Origin of the sequence: Mycobacterium sp. 012931 (assembly GCF_000419295.1) — a bacterium.
Classification (GTDB): Bacteria; Actinomycetota; Actinomycetes; order Mycobacteriales; family Mycobacteriaceae; genus Mycobacterium; species Mycobacterium marinum.
The window spans coordinates 532,708-551,993 of sequence record NZ_AOPX01000001.1 but is presented as its reverse complement, the minus strand read 5'-3'; the positions used below and the strand labels follow the sequence as shown (position 1 = coordinate 551,993).

General features: G+C 69.1%; 11 protein-coding genes and 5 pseudogenes. 10 read left to right on the top strand and 6 right to left on the bottom strand.

The window, feature by feature from the left end; genetic code table 11:
- Window positions 1-120: 120 nt before the first annotated feature.
- Window positions 121-1,956 (top strand): PE family protein, encoded by a 1,836-nt coding sequence (locus MMSP_RS02445; protein ID WP_020785334.1) that lies wholly within the window; start codon window positions 121-123, stop codon window positions 1,954-1,956.
- Between the two features lie 165 nt (window positions 1,957-2,121).
- Here MMSP_RS02445 and MMSP_RS02440 read toward each other — a convergent pair.
- Both MMSP_RS02440 and MMSP_RS02435 read right to left on the bottom strand, forming a co-directional pair.
- Window positions 2,122-2,493, bottom strand: a pseudogene (locus tag MMSP_RS02440) (ATP-binding cassette domain-containing protein); the annotation flags it as partial.
- Window positions 2,494-2,512: 19 nt separating this feature from the next.
- The gene (locus tag MMSP_RS02435; RefSeq protein ID WP_011741979.1) at window positions 2,513-3,460 is read right to left on the bottom strand and encodes an ABC transporter substrate-binding protein; all 948 of its coding nucleotides are present in this window, start codon (window positions 3,458-3,460) and stop codon (window positions 2,513-2,515) included.
- A gap of 115 nt (window positions 3,461-3,575) precedes the next feature.
- Between MMSP_RS02435 and MMSP_RS02430 the strand changes: the two are divergent.
- Window positions 3,576-3,932, top strand: a pseudogene (locus tag MMSP_RS02430) (lipopolysaccharide assembly LapA domain-containing protein); the annotation flags it as partial.
- Window positions 3,933-4,015: 83 nt separating this feature from the next.
- On the opposite strand, the gene MMSP_RS02425 reads toward MMSP_RS02430, so the two are convergent.
- Window positions 4,016-5,068 carry a phosphotransferase family protein gene (locus tag MMSP_RS02425; RefSeq protein ID WP_020785331.1) on the bottom strand — a complete coding sequence of 351 codons (1,053 nt, stop codon included), beginning with the start codon at window positions 5,066-5,068 and terminating at the stop codon, window positions 4,016-4,018.
- An 85-nt stretch (window positions 5,069-5,153) separates the two neighbouring features.
- On the bottom strand, window positions 5,154-5,762 hold the full coding sequence (locus tag MMSP_RS02420; protein WP_020785330.1) for a histidine phosphatase family protein: 609 nt from the start codon (window positions 5,760-5,762) through the stop codon (window positions 5,154-5,156).
- A 408-nt stretch (window positions 5,763-6,170) separates the two neighbouring features.
- Here MMSP_RS02420 and MMSP_RS29490 point away from each other — a divergent pair.
- The 5 genes and pseudogenes from MMSP_RS29490 to MMSP_RS02395 all read left to right on the top strand — a co-directional run.
- Window positions 6,171-8,986: pseudogene (locus tag MMSP_RS29490) on the top strand (PE family protein).
- Between the two features lie 208 nt (window positions 8,987-9,194).
- Window positions 9,195-11,660 (top strand): PE family protein, encoded by a 2,466-nt coding sequence (locus tag MMSP_RS29265; RefSeq protein WP_020785326.1) that lies wholly within the window; start codon window positions 9,195-9,197, stop codon window positions 11,658-11,660.
- 18 nt (window positions 11,661-11,678) lie between these two features.
- Window positions 11,679-12,731 (top strand): annotated as a pseudogene (locus MMSP_RS02405) (phosphotransferase family protein).
- A gap of 1 nt (window position 12,732) precedes the next feature.
- Entirely contained in the window at window positions 12,733-13,497 is a 765-nt protein-coding gene (locus MMSP_RS02400) for an SDR family NAD(P)-dependent oxidoreductase (protein WP_015357573.1), read from the top strand.
- Between the two features lie 17 nt (window positions 13,498-13,514).
- Window positions 13,515-14,014: pseudogene (locus MMSP_RS02395) on the top strand (acyl-CoA dehydrogenase family protein); the annotation flags it as partial.
- Between the two features lie 124 nt (window positions 14,015-14,138).
- Here MMSP_RS02395 and MMSP_RS02390 read toward each other — a convergent pair.
- A complete protein-coding gene (locus MMSP_RS02390; RefSeq protein ID WP_020785321.1) occupies window positions 14,139-14,945 on the bottom strand; it encodes a lysophospholipid acyltransferase family protein in 807 nt (268 codons plus the stop codon).
- Window positions 14,946-15,131: 186 nt separating this feature from the next.
- On the opposite strand from MMSP_RS02390, the gene MMSP_RS02385 reads away from it, so the two are divergent.
- The 3 genes from MMSP_RS02385 to MMSP_RS02375 all read left to right on the top strand — a co-directional run bounded on the left by MMSP_RS02385 (window position 15,132) and on the right by MMSP_RS02375 (window position 18,135).
- Window positions 15,132-16,211 (top strand): SDR family oxidoreductase, encoded by a 1,080-nt coding sequence (locus tag MMSP_RS02385; RefSeq protein ID WP_020785320.1) that lies wholly within the window; start codon window positions 15,132-15,134, stop codon window positions 16,209-16,211.
- 69 nt (window positions 16,212-16,280) lie between these two features.
- Window positions 16,281-17,645 carry a wax ester/triacylglycerol synthase family O-acyltransferase gene (locus MMSP_RS02380; protein WP_020785319.1) on the top strand — a complete coding sequence of 455 codons (1,365 nt, stop codon included), beginning with the start codon at window positions 16,281-16,283 and terminating at the stop codon, window positions 17,643-17,645.
- A gap of 7 nt (window positions 17,646-17,652) precedes the next feature.
- Window positions 17,653-18,135 (top strand): NUDIX domain-containing protein, encoded by a 483-nt coding sequence (locus MMSP_RS02375; protein WP_020785318.1) that lies wholly within the window; start codon window positions 17,653-17,655, stop codon window positions 18,133-18,135.
- A 19-nt stretch (window positions 18,136-18,154) separates the two neighbouring features.
- Here MMSP_RS02375 and MMSP_RS02370 read toward each other — a convergent pair whose 3' ends face one another.
- Window positions 18,155-19,249, bottom strand: coding sequence for a DUF2330 domain-containing protein (locus MMSP_RS02370; protein ID WP_200861935.1), 1,095 nt, complete (start codon window positions 19,247-19,249; stop codon window positions 18,155-18,157).
- Window positions 19,250-19,286 lie beyond the last annotated feature (37 nt).

The window sequence follows — 19,286 nt, the reverse complement described above, 5'->3', positions numbered from 1 at the left end:
TCGTATCGTGCTGCGAGAGAGCGTATTTCGTCTTGTCGGAACTTGCTGAAAGCAGCGTCGCGGTACTGGCTGCCCTGGCTAGCCTGACGCCACGAATGGCAGGGCGGATGGAGGCGCGGCATGACATTTCTCAATGTGCTCCCCGAGATGGTGGCCGCCGCGGCCGCAGACTTGACGAACATTGGTTCGTCGATGACGGCGGCTAACGCGATGGCGGCCGCGTCGACCACGACAGTGCTGGCGCCCGGGGCTGACGAAGTGTCGGTGGCGATTGCGGGGTTATTGCGCTTACACGGGCAGCAGTACCAGCAGTTCGGTGCGCACCTGTCTGAGCTCCATGCCCGGTTCACACAGATGTTGAGCGCTGGGGCCAACGAGTATTCGCAAGCCGAGGCGGCCAATGCCACGTTCACGGCCAGTTCCCTGCAGACTTTGCCGCTAGATGTGCTGAACGCAGTCAACGCCCCCTTCCAGGCGTTCACCGACCGCCCGCTGATCGGCAATGGTGTCGCCGGTGCGCCCGGCACCGGACAAAACGGCGGAGCGGGTGGATGGCTGATCGGCAACGGCGGGGCAGGAGGCTCGGGAACACCCCCGGGCCTGGGCTCTGCCGGCCGTACTGGCGGGACCGGGGGAGCCGCCGGACTGATCGGCAATGGCGGCGCCGGTGGCGCTGGCGGTGCCAGCACTAGCGGAGTCGGCGGAGCCGGCGGCGCCGGCGGGGCGGGCGGATGGCTCTTCGGGGCCGGCACCACCGGGGGACAGGGCGGCGCCGGTGGCGCCGGTGGGTTGTTCGGGCCCGGCGGTACCGGTGGTGCTGGTGGTACCAGCTTCGTGGACGCGGGCGGGGCTGGTGGTGCCGGTGGGGACAGCGGGTTGCTCAGCGGTCTGTTCGGGACCGGCGGTGGTCACGGAGGGCTCGGTGGAGCTGGTGTTACCGCCGGAGGCGACGGGGGTGCCGGGGGTGACGGTGGTCCGTTGATCGGTCGCGGCGGTGACGGTGGCGCCGGTGGACTCAGCAATAGCGTCGACGCCGTCGGCGGGGCCGGCGGGGTCGGCGGCAGCGCCGGCCTAGTCGGCGACGCCAGGGCCGGCGGGTCCGGCGGCAGCGCGGGGCTGTTGTGGGGCAATGGCGGCGGCGGCGGGGCAGGTGGTCTCAGCATCGCCAACACCAACGGGACCGGCGGTGTCGGCGGGGCAGGCGGGGACAGTGGCTTGCTGGGCGCTGGTGGGGCCGGCGGGTCCGGCGGCACCGCACTGCTTGGAACGGGCGGCACCGGCGGCGCCGGCGGCGCCGGCGGGATACTTGGCGGGACCGGGGGCCAGGGCGGCATAGGTGGATTCGGTGAAACCGGCGCGGGAGACGGGGGAAGCGGCGGCATCGCGGGCCTGTTCGGTAGCGGTAATGCCGGCGGTGCCGGCGGTTACGCCAACACCAGCGATGGCGGGCAAGGTGGCCAGGGTGGCGATGGCGGCGTGATCTTCGGTTACGGCGGCGCCGGTGGGACCGGAGGCGTCACCCCCGGCGGTACCGGTGGAATCGGCGGGGCCGGCGGCAATGGGGGGCTGCTGTTTTCCGGTGGAGGAGTCGGCGGAGCGGGCGGACTGGGCCCAAGCGGTGGATCCGGCGGCACCGGAGGCCACGGAGGTTGGTTCGGGGCCGCCGGGACCGGTGGCAGCGGCGGATTCGGCTTTTCGATCGCCGGCGGAGCGGGCGGGGCGGGTGGCGACAGCACCAGCGGAGTCGGCGGTGCTGGTGGCGCCGGCGGGGATAGCACGGTCACGGGCGGCGCAGGCGGGGATGGTGGCGGCGCGCTGCTGTTGGGCAACGGCGGCAACGGCGGTAACGGTGGCGCCGTTGTTACCGGCGGCACGCCAGGCGGCGGCGGCAACGGTGGCACCGGCGGTCTGCTACTCGGTGCAGACGGGTTGAATGGGTTGACCCAGACGATGTGAATTGCGCGCGCCGCCAGGGCGTTCCGGAAGGCGGTAGTCCCGATCCGCGGGGCCCGCTAGCCCGCACTGGGCCGCCGATTTTGCTGACTTCGTGCTTGCGTGCCAGATCGGCGCCGTCGCTTGGACACCTGAGTCTGGGACAGCCCCAGGGAACGCCGGAGCCCTGAGACCTACCCGTTCGAGTACTTCGTAGGCGGCTTTGCGGGCGGCCCGGCGGGACTGCCCCTTCAACACCGGCACCGTCGCGACATCGTCGATCACCCGCTGATGGGGCATCAGCCCCGCGTTTTGGATGACGTAGCCGATTCCGAGGCGCAACTTCACCGGGTTCACCGTGGAGACGTCGGTGCCGTTGACGGTGACGGCGCCCGAACTCGGCTCGACCATGCGATTGATCATGCGCAGCGCCGTCGTCTTGCCACAGCCCGATGGGCCGACGAAAACGGTCAGCATGCCGTCGGCGACCTCGAGGCTCAGTTGGTCCACGGCGGTGGTGCCGTCGGCGTACACCTTGTCGACATTGTCAAACCTGATCAATGCGTTTCCCAGTTGGCCTCTAGGGTCGGATCGGATGATCGAAGCCGTTGTCGTGCAGCCATTTCCGTGCGGCCTCATTAGGGTCGATGCCACCGTTGCCCGATACCGAAGCGTTGAGCTCAGCCACGCCTTCGGTGGTCAACTTTGCGGACACCGCATCCAGGACGTCTTTGATGCGATCGGACTTCTTCTGCGAATTGAGCAGCGGCACAATGTTGCCGGCCCGAAAGTTGTGCTCCGGATCGGCGAGCACCACGAGGTGGTTCTGCCGGATCGCCGGTGACGTGCTGAAAATGTCGGCGGCGTCGACCGTTCCGTCCAGCAACGCGCGCACTGTTACCGCGCCGCCGCCGTCGTTGATCGTCACGAAATTCTGAGGTGAGATGTCGAGCCCGTATTTCTCGCGCAGCCCACGCAATCCGGACGGCCTGTTCTGGAACGCCGAGGGCGCCGCGAACCGCAGATTCGCGGAATGCGGGGCCAGGTCCGCGATCGTCTTCAGGTTCCACTTGCCGGCGGTCGCACTGGTGACGGTGACCGTGTCGGTATCCGAAGCCGGCGACGGCGTGAGAACCGACAGATCGCCGGGCAGCCGCCGGTAGAGCTCCAGTTCGACGGCGTCCAGCAGGGTCACGGTGGCGTGTGGGTCGAAGTACAGCAAGAGGTTTCCGATGTACTCCGGAACCAGATCGATGGAATGGTCCTTGAGCGCCGGGATGTAGGTTTCGCGGCTGCCGATTCCCAACCGCATTCCGACCTCGAAGCCATTTGCCCGCAACGCCTGTGCATAGAGTTCGGCGACAATCTGCGATTCCGGGAAGTCGCCAGACCCGACCACGATCGAGTTGATGTCACAGCTGGTGGTCCCGAACGGGTCCGAACTGCCACAGGCCGCGACCGAACACACCATCACAACGCACAGCGCTGCGGCGAGTGTTGCGCGGCACATGCGCCGCAGCGTCCCCATGCACCCGACACTATCGTCCGCAATGGTGTGTTGCCGCGCAGACGTGAAAGCGCAGCAAAGTTGCCAGCGGAGATTTAATTACCTTCACCGCGGAAAAAAGGGTAAACATGACGGTATGAGCAGCAACCAATCTGGCTCAGCTGGTCCCCCACCCCAGACCAAAGCGCCCTCGACGCCGGCGCCAAAGCCCGCTCCGAGTTCGGGGGAACCCCCGATCAAGTTCACCCGGGCGGCCGCGTTGTGGTCCTCACTGATCACCGGCTTCCTGGTGCTGATCGTCTTGCTGATCTTCATCGCCCAAAACACCGCCTCGACGGCTTTCGCCTTCTTCGGCTGGCATTGGAGCCTGCCCCTGGGCGTGGCGATATTGCTGGCGGCCGTGGGGGGCGGTTTGCTGACCGTCGCGGTCGGCACCGCGCGGATTCTGCAGCTGCGCCGCGAGGCGAAAAAGAGTCACGCGCAGGCACTGCGGGCCACCAACCCCGGGCGTTGGCCGGCCGCGCACGCCAATCGGGCTCGCACCCCGGAAAACCCGGGCAGACATTCGATCTGAGGCTAGGAGATCGGCTTGCTGATCTCCGCCAGGCCACGAGGGATCAACGGCGAAACGACCTCGGGGGCCTCATCGGAGGCATCGGTTTTCCCATCGGCCAGCTCGGACATGCGTCTGCGGAAGTCGATACCGGCGGCGATGATGGCGAGTTTGAAGTAGGCCAACGCCATGTAGAACTCCCAATGCCCCAGCGACATCCCGGAAACCAGCGAATACCGGTCGGCCAACTCGTCGGCCGTCGGTAGCAATGGGGACGTCCAGGCGGCCTGGGTGTTGACGATCAGGTCCAGTGCGGGGTCGCGATACACGCACATCAGCGCCGCGTCGCTGAGCGGATCCCCCAGCGTCGAAAGTTCCCAATCGACCACCGCGCGAACCCGCGTCGGGTCATCGGCGTCCAAGATGGTGTTGTCGATCCGGTAGTCGCCGTGCACGATCGACGTGCGACTCTGCGTCGGAATAGCTTGCTGCAGAGCCGAATGCAGTCGCGCGACGTCGCCGTCACGGCGGTCGTCAGGCAACCGCACCAGGTCCCACTGCGACCCCCATCGACGCACCTGACGCTGCAGGTAGCCGTCGGGTTTGCCGAAATCGCCAAGCCCAACGGCGCCCGGATCGATGCTGTGCAGGTCGACGAGCACCCGGATCAGTGAGTCAACACAGCCGTCGATCGCCCTGCTACCCAGCACTTCGAGCTGGGCCCGCCGGCGCACCACCTGCCCGGCCACGAACTCCACAATCTGGAAGGGCGCGCCCAGCACCGTGTCGTCCTCGCACAGCGCGATCGCGCGGGCCACCGGAACCGGGGTGTCCTGCAGCGCCGCCACCACCCGGTATTCACGAGCCATGTCGTGCGCCGAAGGCGTCAACCCATGCAACGGTGGCCGCCGCACCAGCCAACTCGTCGCATCGTCGTAGACCCGGAATGTCAGATTGGAGCGGCCGCCGGAGATCAGCTCGCCGCGTAGCTCACCCTCTCGCCCCAGACCGAGTGAACGCAGATACCCGTCCAGCGCGGCCAGGTCGAGGCCGTCGAGTCGGTCTACCGAAGTCACCGAACTTGTTTACCACCGCCCACCACCCATTTGCTCCCCGGGCGTGTCGGCACGTCGAAATTCGTCGGCGGCAGCTGCCGCTGGGCTACCACCGCTGGTTTCGGGGCAGCAGATCCCACACGTGTTCGGTCGAATTCACCGTGGCCACCGTGGCCTGGCCGGTCCGCGAGAACAGCAGCCGGGTGATCGAGGCGTAGTCGATAGGAAACGACAAGAGCCGCGCGGTCCCCAGAATCTCGTGCAGCACCACGTTGATCACTCCGCCATGGCTGAACACCGCGACCGTGTCGTCGGAGCCAGCCGCGGACACCACGTCGTCAACCACCGCACGAACCCGCGCACGAAAGGCGTCCTCATCGACCGCGCTGGGCAGCTTCCCCTGCGCCATCCGCGCCCACTCCTGGGGCTTCTCGGTGCGGATCTGCTCGACGGGAATGTAGTGCGGCAGGTCGCGGTCGTATTCGGCGAAGCGATCGTCGATGTCGATGGCCAGGCCGCGCGCGGTCGCGACGGGTTCGGCGGTCTGGACGGCAGGGCGCTGTGGACTGCTGATCACCCGGGTGATGGGGAACCGGGAAAGCGCCTCGGGCAGGCGGCTGACCTGCGCTACCCCGGTGTCGGACAGGACCGGATCCGAACCTTCGCCATGCTCGCTGCGCAGCGGCAGCGCGTGCCGGACCAGCAGCATCTGCATATGGGCTCCCATGCGGTGGTTGGTGTGGTGCGCTGCCCACGGTCGGGGTCGCTCGGCCCAGCCTCGCACGTGGCCTCGCCGCATGGGGTGGCCGGTGCCCGCTGTGGTGGCCATTGTCCGAGCGCGGAAATCGTGGGTTCATGCCTGGTTTGGGCAGGCGCTGGCCGGGTTGTGGCTTTCGCGGGTGAGCCCCCCCGGTTTGCGTGCGTGAGACGCGAACGGTGTCTGACGGTCAGCAATGTTGCTGTTCATCACCGCGGGGTTGAGACGGCCGCGAGAGCGTGGTCCGGGGTGGCCCTTCTCAACATTTGATGGCGGATTTGATTCGCCAATACGGCGCTGGCCTGCGCATTTATCGTCAGCGATGTTGTTGGGCCAAAGGCCTTGTCGACCGATGGGTGGTGCGCTGTGTCGTTTGTGAATGTGGCTCCGCAGCAGTTGAGTGCGGCGGCAGCGGAGGTGGCCGGCATCGGGTCAGCGGTGAGTACTGCCAGCAGGGCGGCGGCGGCTCCGACGATGGGGTTGTTGGCCGCTGGCGCCGATGAGGTGTCGGTGGGGATCGCTGCGTTGTTCGCCGATCACGCGCAGGAGTACGAGGTGGTGCTCGAGGAGTTTCTGGACGGCCTGCAGGGAGGGTTCGGGCGGACCCTTGACGCCGCCGCGAAGGCCTACGCGAGTGCGGAGGCCGCCAGCGCCGCCGCGTTGGGGCAGGTGTGGGACGCCACGGCCGGGCCGACCGCAGTGCTGTCCGGTGCCTACGAGGCGGCGGCCGCCACGGCCAAAGCCGGGGAGGGCCCGGTGGGGGTGGTGCAGGCGGTGATCGGCGCGGAATCTGACGCATTGTTGGTGCAGCCAGCACATACGCTGAGCCAGGCCTGGATCACCAGTCCGCTGGGCCAGGTGGTGGATCCGGTGATCAATGCGCCGTTCGAGGCAGCAATCGGGCGGGACTTGATCGGCAATGGCGCACCGGGGGTGGCCGGAGTCAACGGCGGCGCGGGCGAGGCGGGTGGCTTGCTGTTCGGTGATGGTGGTCGCGGCGGCGGCGGCGACGGCGGGCACGGCGCCACCGGTACCGCCGGCGACGCGACCCATCTCGAAGGCGGCAGGGGTAGTGACGGTGGGGCCGGCGGCAAAGGAGGCAACGCCGGCGACTACGGCCACGGTGGGGCCGGCGGCACGGGTGGCCAGGGCGGCCAGGGCGGCACGGGCGGCGCCGGGCTCACCCCGGGCGACAAAGGGTTTCAAGGCGGTCTCGGGGGTAGCGGCGGGGCTGGCGGCGAGGGCGGCCTGATCAAGGGCAACGGTGGCGCCGGCGGGGCAGGTGGCATCGGCGGGACCGGCGGCATCGGCGGTGACGGCTCACGAGGCGATACACTTCTAGGTCCCTTCAATGTTGACGGCCATTCCGGTGGGGACGGCGGTCGCGGCGGCCTCGGCGGCAACGGTGGTCACGGCGGCGTTGGTGGTGGGCACACCGCCGGAAACGGATTCAACGACGGCACCACGGGCGCCGGCGGTGCCGGCGGGCACGGCGGGAGTGGCAATCAGGGCGGTTACGGCGGCCTCAGCGGTGATGAATCGAGCAGAGCCGCCCAGGGCGCCACCGGAAACGACGGTAACGGCGGTAACGGCGGCAAGGGCGCCAACGGCAATGCCGCACTCGGCGCCAACCGCAACGGCGGCAATGGCGGTATCGGCGGTACTGGTTTCATCGGCGGCAACGGCGGCAACGGCGGCAACGGCGGCAACGGCGGCAACGGCGGCAACGGCGGCAACGGCGGCAACGGCGGCAACGGCGGCAACGGCGGCAACGGCGGGGCCGGCGGAAACGGCGGAAACGGCGCTGCCGGAGTCAGCGCGGGAGGCGCAGGAGGCGCCGGCGGCGCCGGCGGTGAGGGCAACGGCGCCAACGACGTCGACGGCGGAATCGGCGGAAACGGCGGCGCCGGCGGAAACGGCAACGGCGGCACCGCAGGCACCGGCGGCAAAGGCGGGGATGGCGGCACCGCCAGCGATGACGGGGTTGGCGGCGACGGTGGTGGCGGGGGCCGAGGGGGCGACGGCAACACCCGATACACCCCAAGAGGAAACGTCGGTGGCCACGGCGGCAACGGCGGCGACGGTGGAAACGGCGGGATCAACGCCAACGGCGCGGCCGGCGGCGCGGGCGGCAACGGTGGCGCCGGCGGCGGCAGCACGTTGTTGGCCAACGGGCACGGCGGGGCCGGCGGGAATGGCGGCAATGGGGGCATCGGCGGCGAGAATGCGTCCAACCGCGGGGCGACTGGTGGTGCCGGCGGCGTCGGCGGGATTGGTGGCGCCGGCAGCCTCTCCATCCACGGCGGCGGTTACGGCGGGCTTGGCGGGAACGGCGGCACCGGCGGTGCCGGAGGCGCCGGCGCCAATGAAACCTACGGCGGGAGTGGCGGTTCCGGCGGTGCCGCCGGCAACGGTGGGGTTGGTGGCCTCAACGGCGTCGGTGGAAACGGCGGGGTCGGCGGCCACGGCGGCAACGGCGCCAACGGCGAGTTCAACGGCGGCAACGGGGGCAAGGGCAGCGTCGGCGGCACCGGCGGCGCCGGAACCACCGCCGGCAATGGGGGCCACGGCGGGACCGGCGGGACCGGCGGGACCGGCGGTGACGGCCAGGCCGCTGCCGGCGTTGGTGGTAGCGGGGGTACCGGCGGCAACGGTGGTTCCTCCAACACTGCCCACGGCGTCGCCGGCAAGGGCGGGGCTGGCGGCGACGCCGGCGACGCCGGCCGCGGAGCACAGACTGGCGCCCAAGGCGGGCACGGCGGCAAGGGCGGGCTTGGCGGAGACAACGTCTACGGAGCCGGCGGCTCGGGCGGCGACGGCGGGCGCGGCGGCTCTGGTCAAGTCCCGGCACCGGCGGCGGGCGCGGCGGCAGCGGCGGCGCCGGTGGAGACGGGGCGGGCACGTTCGCCGGCAACGGCGGCAACGGCGGCCTAGGTGGTGCCGGCGGCCTGGGCACCGACGGCTACGGCGGCTGGGGCGGCGAGGGCGGGTGGGGCGGCAACGCCGGCACCACCAGGGTGAGCTCCGCCGTCGGCGGCTCCGGCGGCAATGGCGGCCACGGCGGCACCAGCACCCTGAACGGACAGCAGGTTGTCGGCAGCGACGGTGGCCCCGGCGAAGGCCCCGGACCAAACCGCTCGGGCGGTGAGGGAGGCAGTCGCGGTCGCCCTGGTGGCCGCTAGTCGCCAACGTGATGTTGGCCCGCAGGGCCCCGGCGCGGCAGCCACGAGACGGCGTTGCCGCGTGGTGGAGATGAGCGGGTTGGGTGGGGATGGGTGAATTTTCCCGGAAAACCGGAATCGTCGGTTTTCAGATGGCTAGTATCGCTGTGCTCACGGTGTGGTGATTGCGTGTTGGTGTTGGGCGAGCTACCAGTCGGGGGAGACGGTTATGTCTTTTGTGTTTGCTAGCCCGGAGGTGTTGGGGACCGCTGCCGCCCAGGCGGCGGTGATCGGCTCGGGTGTGCAGACCGCCGGGGCGTGGGCGGCGGGGCCGACCACGGCGTTGGCGGGAGCATTGGGCGCCGATGAGGTGTCGGTGGCGGTGGCCCGGCTATTTGATGGTCATGGGCAGGCCTATCAGACGATCAGCGCGCAGGCGGCGGTGTTTCATGGCCGGTTTGTCGCGGCGTTGGATGCGGCCGCGGATTCCTATGCCGGGGCCGAGGCGGCGGGGGTATCGGTGTTGCAGAGCGCCGGCGCCGATGTGATGGGGGCCCTCAATGCCCCGACGATGGCCTGGTTGGGGCGCCCGCTTATCGGTGATGGCGCCAATGGGGTGGATGGCACCGGAGGCAATGGCGGCGCCGGCGGCCTGTTGTGGGGCAATGGGGGTCGGGGCGGATCGGGTGCGGCCGGTCAGGCCGGGGGCCGTGGGGGCAGCGCCGGGTTGATCGGTACCGGCGGTGTCGGCGGGGCCGGCGGGGCCTCCGCGAGCGGGGCCGGCGGTGTCGGGGGCGGCGGGGGCGCCGGCGGCTGGCTGTTCGGTGCTGGGGGCCAAGGCGGGACCGGCGGCAATGGCCTGACCACCGCCGGGGTGGGGGGTCATGGCGGCGGCACGGGGTTGTTCGGGGCCGGTGGGGCCGGCGGGGCCGGCGGCATCTCGGGTACGGGTGTGGGCGGTGGCGGCGGTCATGGCGGTAACGGCGGCTGGGTGGCCGGCGACGGTGGAGCCGGCGGGGCCGGGGGCACCTCCAACACTGGGGCCGGGGGCTCCGGTGGAGGCGCGGGCCGAGGCGGCTGGATGTTCGGTGATGGCGGGGCCGGCAGGGCCGGCGGGGCGGGTGCCCAGGGTTTGACCGGACAAACCGGCCAGACCGGACACGACGGCGGGGCCGGCGGTGCCGGCGGTGCGGGCGGAGCCGGAGGCGCGGGCGCAACCGCGACGACCGCCGGGACCAGCGGCGGCAACGGCGGTAACGGCGGGGCCGGCGGTAACGGCGGTGATGGCGGGGCCGGCGGTAACGGCGGTGGCACCGGCTGGTTCGGCAGCACCGGGATAACCGGGGCCGGCGGTAACGGCGGCACCGGCGTTAACGGCGCGATCGCCGGCAACGGCGGGGCCGGCGCCAACGGTGATGCCCTGCACCTCGACGGCGGTGACGGCGGCAACGGCGGTAACCCCGGACTCGGCGGACTCGGCGGACTCGGCGGGGCCGGCGGCACCAGCGGCGACGGCACCGACACCGCCGCCCACGGTATCAACGGCACCACCCCCACCACCACCAACGGCAGCGGCGGACGCGGCGGAGACGGCTACACCTCCACCGACCCCACCCTCAACGGCGGCGACTACGGAAACGGCGGAAACGGCGGCAACGGCGCCACCGGCACCACCGGCACCAACCCCACCCCGTCACCAGCACCGCCAACCCCGGAACCGACGCGTCCGGCAATCAAACCCTCTTCACCGGCGACAACGGCGCCTACGCCGGCCAAGCAGGCGGCACCGGCGGCAACGGCTACGCCGACTTCGACCAGCCCTTCGGCGGTAACGGTGGCGACGGCGGCAGCGGCGGACCCGGCACCATCGGCGGCACCGGCGGCACCGGCGGCACCGGCGGCACCGGCGGCACCGGCGGCACCGGCGGCACCGGCGGCAACGGCGGCGGCACCGGCGGAACAGGCGGCAACGGCGGAAACGGCTTTCACGGCCCTGGCGGCGCGGCCGGTGACGGCGGGACCGGCGGTATCGGCGCCACCGGAGGCACCGGTAGCAAGGGCGGAGCAGGCGGGGCCGGCGGCACCGGCGGCCTCTACGGCGACGGCGGCAACGGCGGAACGGGCGGCAACGGCGGAAACGGCGGCATCGGGGCTACCGGAGGCACCGGCGGAGACGGCGGCATTGGCGGGAGCAGCGAGGCAGGGGCGGCCGCAGTTGGCGGAGATGGCGGTGACGGCGGCACCGGAGGCACCGGCGGAAACGGCGGCACCTACGGACAATCCGGCACCAACGGCACCGGCGGAGACGCCGGCAACGGCGGCAGCGGAGGCGACGGCGGCACCGGCGGCAACGGCGGCGCCGGAGGCGAAACCCCCTCAACCCAGAGCCCCGACGGTCAGCCCGGGGCAACCGGGTCGATGGGGGCTAGCGGCCAAGACGGCATCGCCGGCGCCACCCCCGGCACCGGCACCGGCGGACCCCCCGCCGGTGGACCCGACGGGAACGGGGGTGACGGCGGACCCGGCGTCCCTGGGCCCTAAGTGGCGATGCCCTGCTCGTCGCTGGGGCGCTGCTATATCCACGGCTCGCGCGCGTTCACCGAATACTCGGCGTATCAGACCACCGGGGTTCCGTGCGGCCACTGCTCGTCCGGGCCCGCCCCACTCCCACCGAGAATGCTATTCTCCAAAATGAGAGTTTGGAGTGCGGCCGATGGAGACCGAAGGCGGGACCTCGCTGAATGCGGCTGTTCTGGGGCGCTGGCTGGATAGCCGCCATGCGCCCGGCAGCGGCGAGGAGCCCGTGCTCGAGCAGCTCGGGGGCGGTTCGCAGAACACGCTGTATCTGGTGCGCCGCGGCGATCAGAGCATGGTGCTGCGCATGCTCGGCCCGCGTGCCGACGCGGCCCGCATTGACGGCTTGTTGCGCGAGATCCGGCTGGTAAGGGCCCTGTCCGGCACCGACGTGCCGCACGCAGAACTGATCGCTACCGACGAGACCGGATCGGTGCTGGGCATGCCGTTCTACCTGATGAGGGCCATCGATGGATGGAGCCCGATGGACGGCGGGTGGCCCGCACCCTTCGACACCGACCTGCCAGCCCGCCGCGGGCTGGCGCTGCAACTCGTCGAGGGGGCGGCCAAACTGGGCCGGGTGGACTGGCGCGGCCAGGGCCTGGAGGGCTTCGGCCGCCCGGACGGATTCCATGAGCGCCAGGTCGACCGGTGGCTGCACTTTCTCGCGGCCTACCAGGTGCGCGAACTGCCCGGGCTGGACGCGGCCTCGGACTGGTTGCGCCGCAACCGGCCGGCGCATTACACGCCGGGCATCATGCACGGCGACTAACAGTTCGCCAATGTCATGTTCGCCCACGGGGAACCCGCCCGACTGGCCGCGATTGTGGACTGGGAGATGACCACGATCGGCGACCCGCTGCTGGATCTGGCCTGGTCACTGCTGGGCTATGACGGTGAAGAGCCGCGCGCCGACGGGTTCTATCTGGACATGAGTGCCATGCCGAAGCGCAGCGAACTGCTCGAGCACTACGAGAAGGTCAGCGGGCTGTCCACCGACAACATCGACTACTACCTGGTGTTGGCGAACTGGAAACTGGGCATCGTGCTGGAGAAGACCTACGCCGCCGCCGTGCGCGCCGGGCCCCACACAGGCGGGGTGGATCCCAAGATCAAGGACGCATTCGCTGCGATGATCCCCCGGCTGATCGCCACCGCCGCCGAGCTGGCCCGCGCAACCAAGGCGCGTTGAAATGGGTTATGCCGACCAGCTTTTCGACCTCACCGACCACGTTGTCCTGATCACCGGGGGCAGCCGCGGCCTGGGCCGGCAGATGGCCTTTGCGGCGGCACGCTGCGGCGCCGACGTGGTGATCGCCAGCCGCAACCTGGATAACTGCGTGGCCACCGCCACCGAGATCGAGTCCGAGACCGGGCGCTCCGCCCTGGCCTATCAAGTGCATGTGGGGCGCTGGGATCAGCTCGACGGGCTGGTCGCGGCGTCCTACGAACGCTTCGGCAAGATCGACACACTGATCAACAACGCGGGCATGTCGCCGCTCTACGACAAGCTGAGCGACGTCACCGAGAAGCTGTTCGATGCGGTGCTCAACCTCAACCTCAAGGGCCCGTTCCGGCTCTCGGCGTTGGTCGGTGAGCGGATGGTGGCTGCCGATGGAGGCTCCATCATCAACGTGAGTTCGGCCGGTTCGCTGCGCCCGAGCGCCGACATCATTCCCTATGCCGCGGCAAAGGCCGGGCTCAACGCGATGACCGAGGGGCTGGCGCGGGCATTCGGACCGACGGTGCGCGTCAACACATTGATGGCCGGGCCGTTTCTGACCGATGTCAGCAAGGCCTGGAACCTCGATGCGGCCACGCAGAATCCATTCGGCCACCTAGCCCTGCGGCGCGCCGGAAACCCACCCGAAATCGTCGGAGCGGCATTGTTTCTGGCTTCTGACGCATCCAGCTTCACCACCGGATCGATCTTGCGCGCCGACGGCGGCATTCCCTGAAAGACAGGAGCACGCGAATGCCTTGGGACTTCTCCACCGAACCGGAGTTCGAGAAGGAGCTCGACTGGATCCGCGGGTTCGTGCGCGAGGAGGTGGAACCGCTCGAGGTGGTGTTCCCCGGCTGCGAGTTCCTGCCGCTCAACGATGAACGCCGCCGCATCGTGGATCCCCTCAAACAACGAGTTCGCGACGAAGGCTTGTGGGCCCCACATTTGGGTCCGGAACTCGGCGGGCAGGGCTTTGGCGCGGTGAAACTGACCCTGATCAACGAGATCCTGGGACGCAGCCCCTGGGCTCCGATCGTGTTCGGCACCCAGGCACCCAGGCACCCGACACCGGCAACGCGGAGATCATTGCGCGGTTTGGCACCCCGGATCAAAAGGACCGCTACCTGCAGGGCTTGCTGTCCGGCGAGATCTTCTCCTGCTTCCCCATGACCGAGCCGCAGGGCGGTGCCGATCCGCGCGTCTTCACCACCCGCGCCGTCCGCGACGGTGACGATTGGGTGATCAGCGGGGGCGGCCCAGCAATTCGGCTGGCCCAATGATCAACAGCGTCCGCTGAGTTGCCGGGGCTACTGCGGTCGGCAACTCAGCCGGGCGGCACGCCGGATCGTTGCCACGCGTCAAGTGGCAGGGTGATCAGCCCGGCACGGGAAATCGGCGCTGCTCGCCCAGCCGATCGAGGGCCGACTGCATCACCGAGCGCACGTGGGCGTCGACCTGCGCGACGTCGGGGTCGGTGCCGAACTGGGCGGCAATGTCGATCGGCTCCAGTACCTGATAGACGATTTTGGCCGGCAGCGGAAAATTGGCGGGAAAGAACATCGTCAGGCCGAACGGTAAGCCGATGGTGATGGGAAGAATCTCTATCCGGATTCGTTTGAGCCCCAACCGCGTTGCCAGCCAGTTGCCGCGACTGACAAACAGTTGAGTTTCCTGGCCGCCGATCGACACCGCCGGCACAATCGGCACGCCGGCCCGCATTGCGGCCCGGACGTAGCCCGTACGGCCACCGAAATCGATGACGTTCTGCGCCAGTGTCGGCCGGAACGCGTCGTAATCCCCGCCGGGAAAGACCAGCACCACCCCACCCGAACGCAACGCCGCCGTGGCGTTGTCCGGACTGGCATGAATGACGCCGAGGCGGCCCAGCGAGGCGCGAAACGGGGTGATGAACACGCCATAGTGGGCCAGCGTGTACAGCGGGCGCTGGTAGCCTAACTTGCCGTACAGGGCGGGGGCCAGCACGTTCCAATCGGGCGTTAACACCCCACCGGAATGGTTGGACACCACCAGCACGCCGCCGGTCGGCGGGAACGACTCCAAACCGCGCACCTCCGACCGAAACCACCGCTTGATGACGGGAGTGACCGCCCCGATCACCGTCGAGGTGAAGCCGCGATCCCACTTGGCGATCTCGGGGCCGTCGATTTCGTTGCGGTTCATGAGCTCCCGTCACGGCGAGGGTGTCGGCAATTTGATTATGCCTGGCAAAAGCGTGCCGTAACCGAGGACTAATGGCGTTCGATTGCGGGTCGAAAGGCCCATCCAAAAAGGCCCGTCAATCGATAACGTCGGTTCAGCGGTGGTGCCCCGGGGGGGTCGCGTTAATAGGTGGCCAGGAGTGCGGCGATGAGCGTATTGATGACCGGTTTCCCCGGCTTTCTCGGCAGTGCCTTATTGCCCGGCATCCTCAGGCGCACCGACAGTTCGGCAATTTGTTTAGTCCAGCCCAAATTCGCCACCCAAGCCGGTGTGCGGGTGGCCGAGTTGAGCGCCGCCGAACCGGAGCTCGAGGGCCGTATCCGACTGGTTCAGGGAGATATCACCCGGCCCGGACTGGGCCTGGCGCAAGCCGATCTCAGCGATGTCACCGAGGCGTGGCACCTGGCGGCCGCTTATGACCTGGCGGTGGCACGCGACGTAGCGGTTCGAATCAACGTCGACGGCACCCGCAACGTCCTTGACGCGCTGGCACAGTGCCCCAACTTGACCCGTCTGCACTACTTCAGCACCTGTTACGTCAGCGGCCGTTACGCCGGTCCGTTCGGTGAGGATGACCTGGAAGTCGGCGCCCCGTTCAACAACTACTACGAGGAAACCAAGCATCTGGCCGAGGCCGACGTGCGGTCCCGGATGGCTGCGGGCATGCCGGCCACGATCTATCGCCCGTCGATCGTCGTCGGTGACAGCGCTACCGGCGAGACCCAAAAGTTCGACGGGCCATACTTTGTCATGCAATGGCTGTTGCGCCAGCCGCACCGGGCGATCCTGCCGGTCGCCGGTGACCCCACCATGACGCGAGTCAATGTGGTCCCGTGCGACTTCGTCATCGACGCGGTGGGTTACCTCAGCGGACTGTCGCAATCGCAGGGCCGCACCTATCACCTGGCCGATCCGCGGCCACTGACGGTGGACGAGATGACCGACGTCCTGGCCCGGGCCACCGGCCGGGACGTCACCAAGGTGCCGCTGCCGCGCAAGCTGGCCAAAGCCTCGCTGGCGCGAGTCCCGGGGTTGTACCGCCTGATGCGGATCCCTCCCGAAGCCGTCGACTACTTCTCCCATCCCACCTTCTATCTGACCGACCACTGCCGTGCCGACCTTGCCGGCGGCCCGGTGGTCGGGCCACCGCCGTTCACCGCTTACGTCGATCGGCTCGTGGAGTTCATGCGCAACCACCCGGAGGTTGGCTCCGCGGCGATGTTCTGAATCGGCCGGATGCGGGCCCGCCCGGATGCGGGCTCACAATGCCGCACCAGGCGGGTGTCTAATAAGTGGATGGAATTGATGATGCCCACCGGCTCGATGTTCCTGTTCGTTGAATCACGGGAGCATCCCATGCACGTGGGTGGCCTGTCGTTGTTTGAGCCCCCGGAGGGCGCCGGCCCGGATTTCGTCCGTAATTTCTACGAGGCGCTGGTGGCCAACGACGAATTCCAGCCCACATTCCGCAAGCACCCCGCGACGATCGGCGGCGGTATCGCGCGGGTGGCGTGGGCCTACGACGACGACCTGGATGTCGACTACCACGTTCGGCGGTCGGCTCTGCCCTCTCCGGGCCGGGTCCGCGACCTGCTCGAGCTGACCTCCAGGCTGCACACCAGTCTGCTCGACCGCCATCGCCCGCTGTGGGAACTGCACGTGGTCGAGGGATTGAGCGACGGCCGCTTCGCCATGTACGCCAAGATGCACCACGCGCTGATCGACGGCGTCTCGGCGGCGAAGCTGATGCAGCGCACCATGTCAGCCGACTCGTCCGACACCGAGGTGCGGGCGATGTGGAATCTGCCCCGGCCGCCGCGACCCGAGTCCAACGGCGGCGGCTCATCGCTGGTGGGTTCGCTGGTCAAGATGGCGGGATCGGTCGCCGGACTGGCGCCTTCGACGCTGAAACTGGCGCGCGCGGCGTTGTTCGAACAGCAGCTGACCCTGCCGTTCGCGGCGCCACACGCCATGTTCAACGTCAAGGTCGGGGGAGCGCGCCGGTGCGCGGCGCAATCCTGGTCGCTGGAGCGCATCAGGGCCGTCAAGGAGGCCGCCGGCGTCACCGTCAACGATGCGGTCTTGGCGATGTGTGCCGGTGCGCTGCGGTACTACCTGATCGAACAGGACGCGCTGCCGGATGCACCGCTGATCGCCATGGTCCCGGTGAGCCTGCGCTCCAAGGAACAGGCCGACAGCGGCGGCAACATGGTGGGCAGCGTCTTGTGCAACCTCGGCACCAATGTCGAGGATCCGGCGCAGCGAATCGAAATCATCAGCGCCTCCATGCGGGCGAACAAGAAGGTGCTCGCCGATCTGCCGCGCCTGCAGGTGCTGGCGTTGTCGGGGCTGAACATGGCACCGCTGACCCTGGCCGGCGTACCGAGATTCCTTTCGACGGTGCCGCCACCATTCAACATCGTCATTTCCAACGTGCCCGGCGGGGCGCAGCAGCTGTATTACGGGGGCGCCCGGCTGGACGGCAGCTACCCGCTGTCCAACATCCCTGATGGCCAGGCGCTGAACATCACCTTGGTCAACAACGCCGACCGGCTGGACTTCGGACTGGTCGGTTGCCGCCGCAGTGTGCCGAGCCTGCAGCGGCTGCTGGGGCACCTGGAAACGTCGCTGAAGGATCTCGAGCAGGCCGTCGGGGTCTAGCGAGTCGATGCCCAAGCTCAGCGCGGGTGTGCTGGTGTATCGCGCCGCGGCTGGCGTCCTCGAGCTGCTCATCGTCCATCCCGGAGGTCCGTTCTGGGCGCGCAAAGACGACGGCGCCTGGTCCATTCCCAAGGGCGAGTACACCCAAGACGAAGATCCCTGGGTGGCGGCCCGGCGCGAGTTCGCCGAGGAGATCGGTTTGCCGGTGCCGGACGGAGCGCGAATCGACCTGGGTTCAGTCAAGCAAGCCGGCGGCAAAGTGGTGACCGCGTTCGCGGTGCGCGGTGACCTCGACGTCACCGAGGTGCACAGCAACACCTTCGAGCTGGAGTGGCCGAAGGGGTCGGGCAGGGTGCGCGAATTCCCCGAGGTCGACCGGGTCGGCTGGTTTCCGGTCGCGACCGCGCGGGGCAAATTACTCAAGGGACAGCGCGATTTCCTGGACCGGCTGATGGCCGACCCGTCGGTTGCGGGGCTGGGCGAGGGGTAGTGAGCGCGGCGTGGCTGGCTCAGCCCGGCACCCCGCCGGCCCCCAGGCGGGTTCGCCGGCGCCGAAGGACCACGAGTAGGACCACCGCCGCCGCCATCACCGCCACCACGAACCCCGCGAACAGGATCACCACCAGGGGGATGGCGACGTTGTCGTAGACGACGATCACCGGTCGGTAGGCGTCGTCGTTGGGCGCATCGGCAAAGGTGAAGTCCGAGGAGATTCGGGACGTCTCGTACACGTCCACCTGGGTCTTGGTCAGGTATGATTCGTGGTTGCCGACCAGTTCGCGCAGCAGCGGGTCGTGCACGTGGTTGGCGATGTTGCCGGCGAATTGGACCTCGGTGGCCTGGATGGCGGTGTCGGCGTCGGTGCGCACCTGCCGGTGATCGGTCAGCGTGAAGACGACGACATGCTGTGGGTCCAATGCGGCGGCCGACAGCCGCATCGGATAGACCAACTGCGATGAACGAAAGGTCATGCGTACCGGATTGAGCCCACCAACGATCGGACCCGTGCTCGTCAGGCGCATCGCGACGAAAGCCCAGCCTTCTCGCACGTAGGGATCCAGTGCGGCCGCCACCGCCGGACGAAGCGCGTAGCCGTTGTCGGCCAGCCAGGCTTGCAGGCCGGGCAGGTCACCGCCGGCCAGGGTGGTGGCTTCTAGGGGGCCGAGGTGCACTTGATTGATCACTTCGGGGGGATGGGCGGCGCGCACCCCCTCATCCGGTCCGCCCGCCCTGAAGCCCAGATCCAGATTCCAGCGGCGCTGGTGGCGGATCTCTGGCGTGGTCAACGCGTCGAGTTCGAGAAAGGCGGCCTTGTCGCCCGGGGCGACGGTGGCCGGCATGGGGGTGGGCACGACCAGGGCGAGGTTGTCAGTCGTGGCGTCCACCGCCAATTGGATCACGATGGTTTCGGTCGTCCCATCCCAATGCACCAGCGCCACCTCATGATTCATGGTGGCCTGGGCGTCGCCCGGGGCGATCGCGGCACCGCACGCGCATGCGTAGCCCGGCGCGGCCAGCACCGTGGCGGCCAGTGCTACCGCAGCGGTTACACAAACCAGGAAAACGGCAACAAGCCCCGACCGGCACACGCGAAGCACCGTCATCTCGCAGATGCTACGCGGCCCGGTGACGGCCGCTACC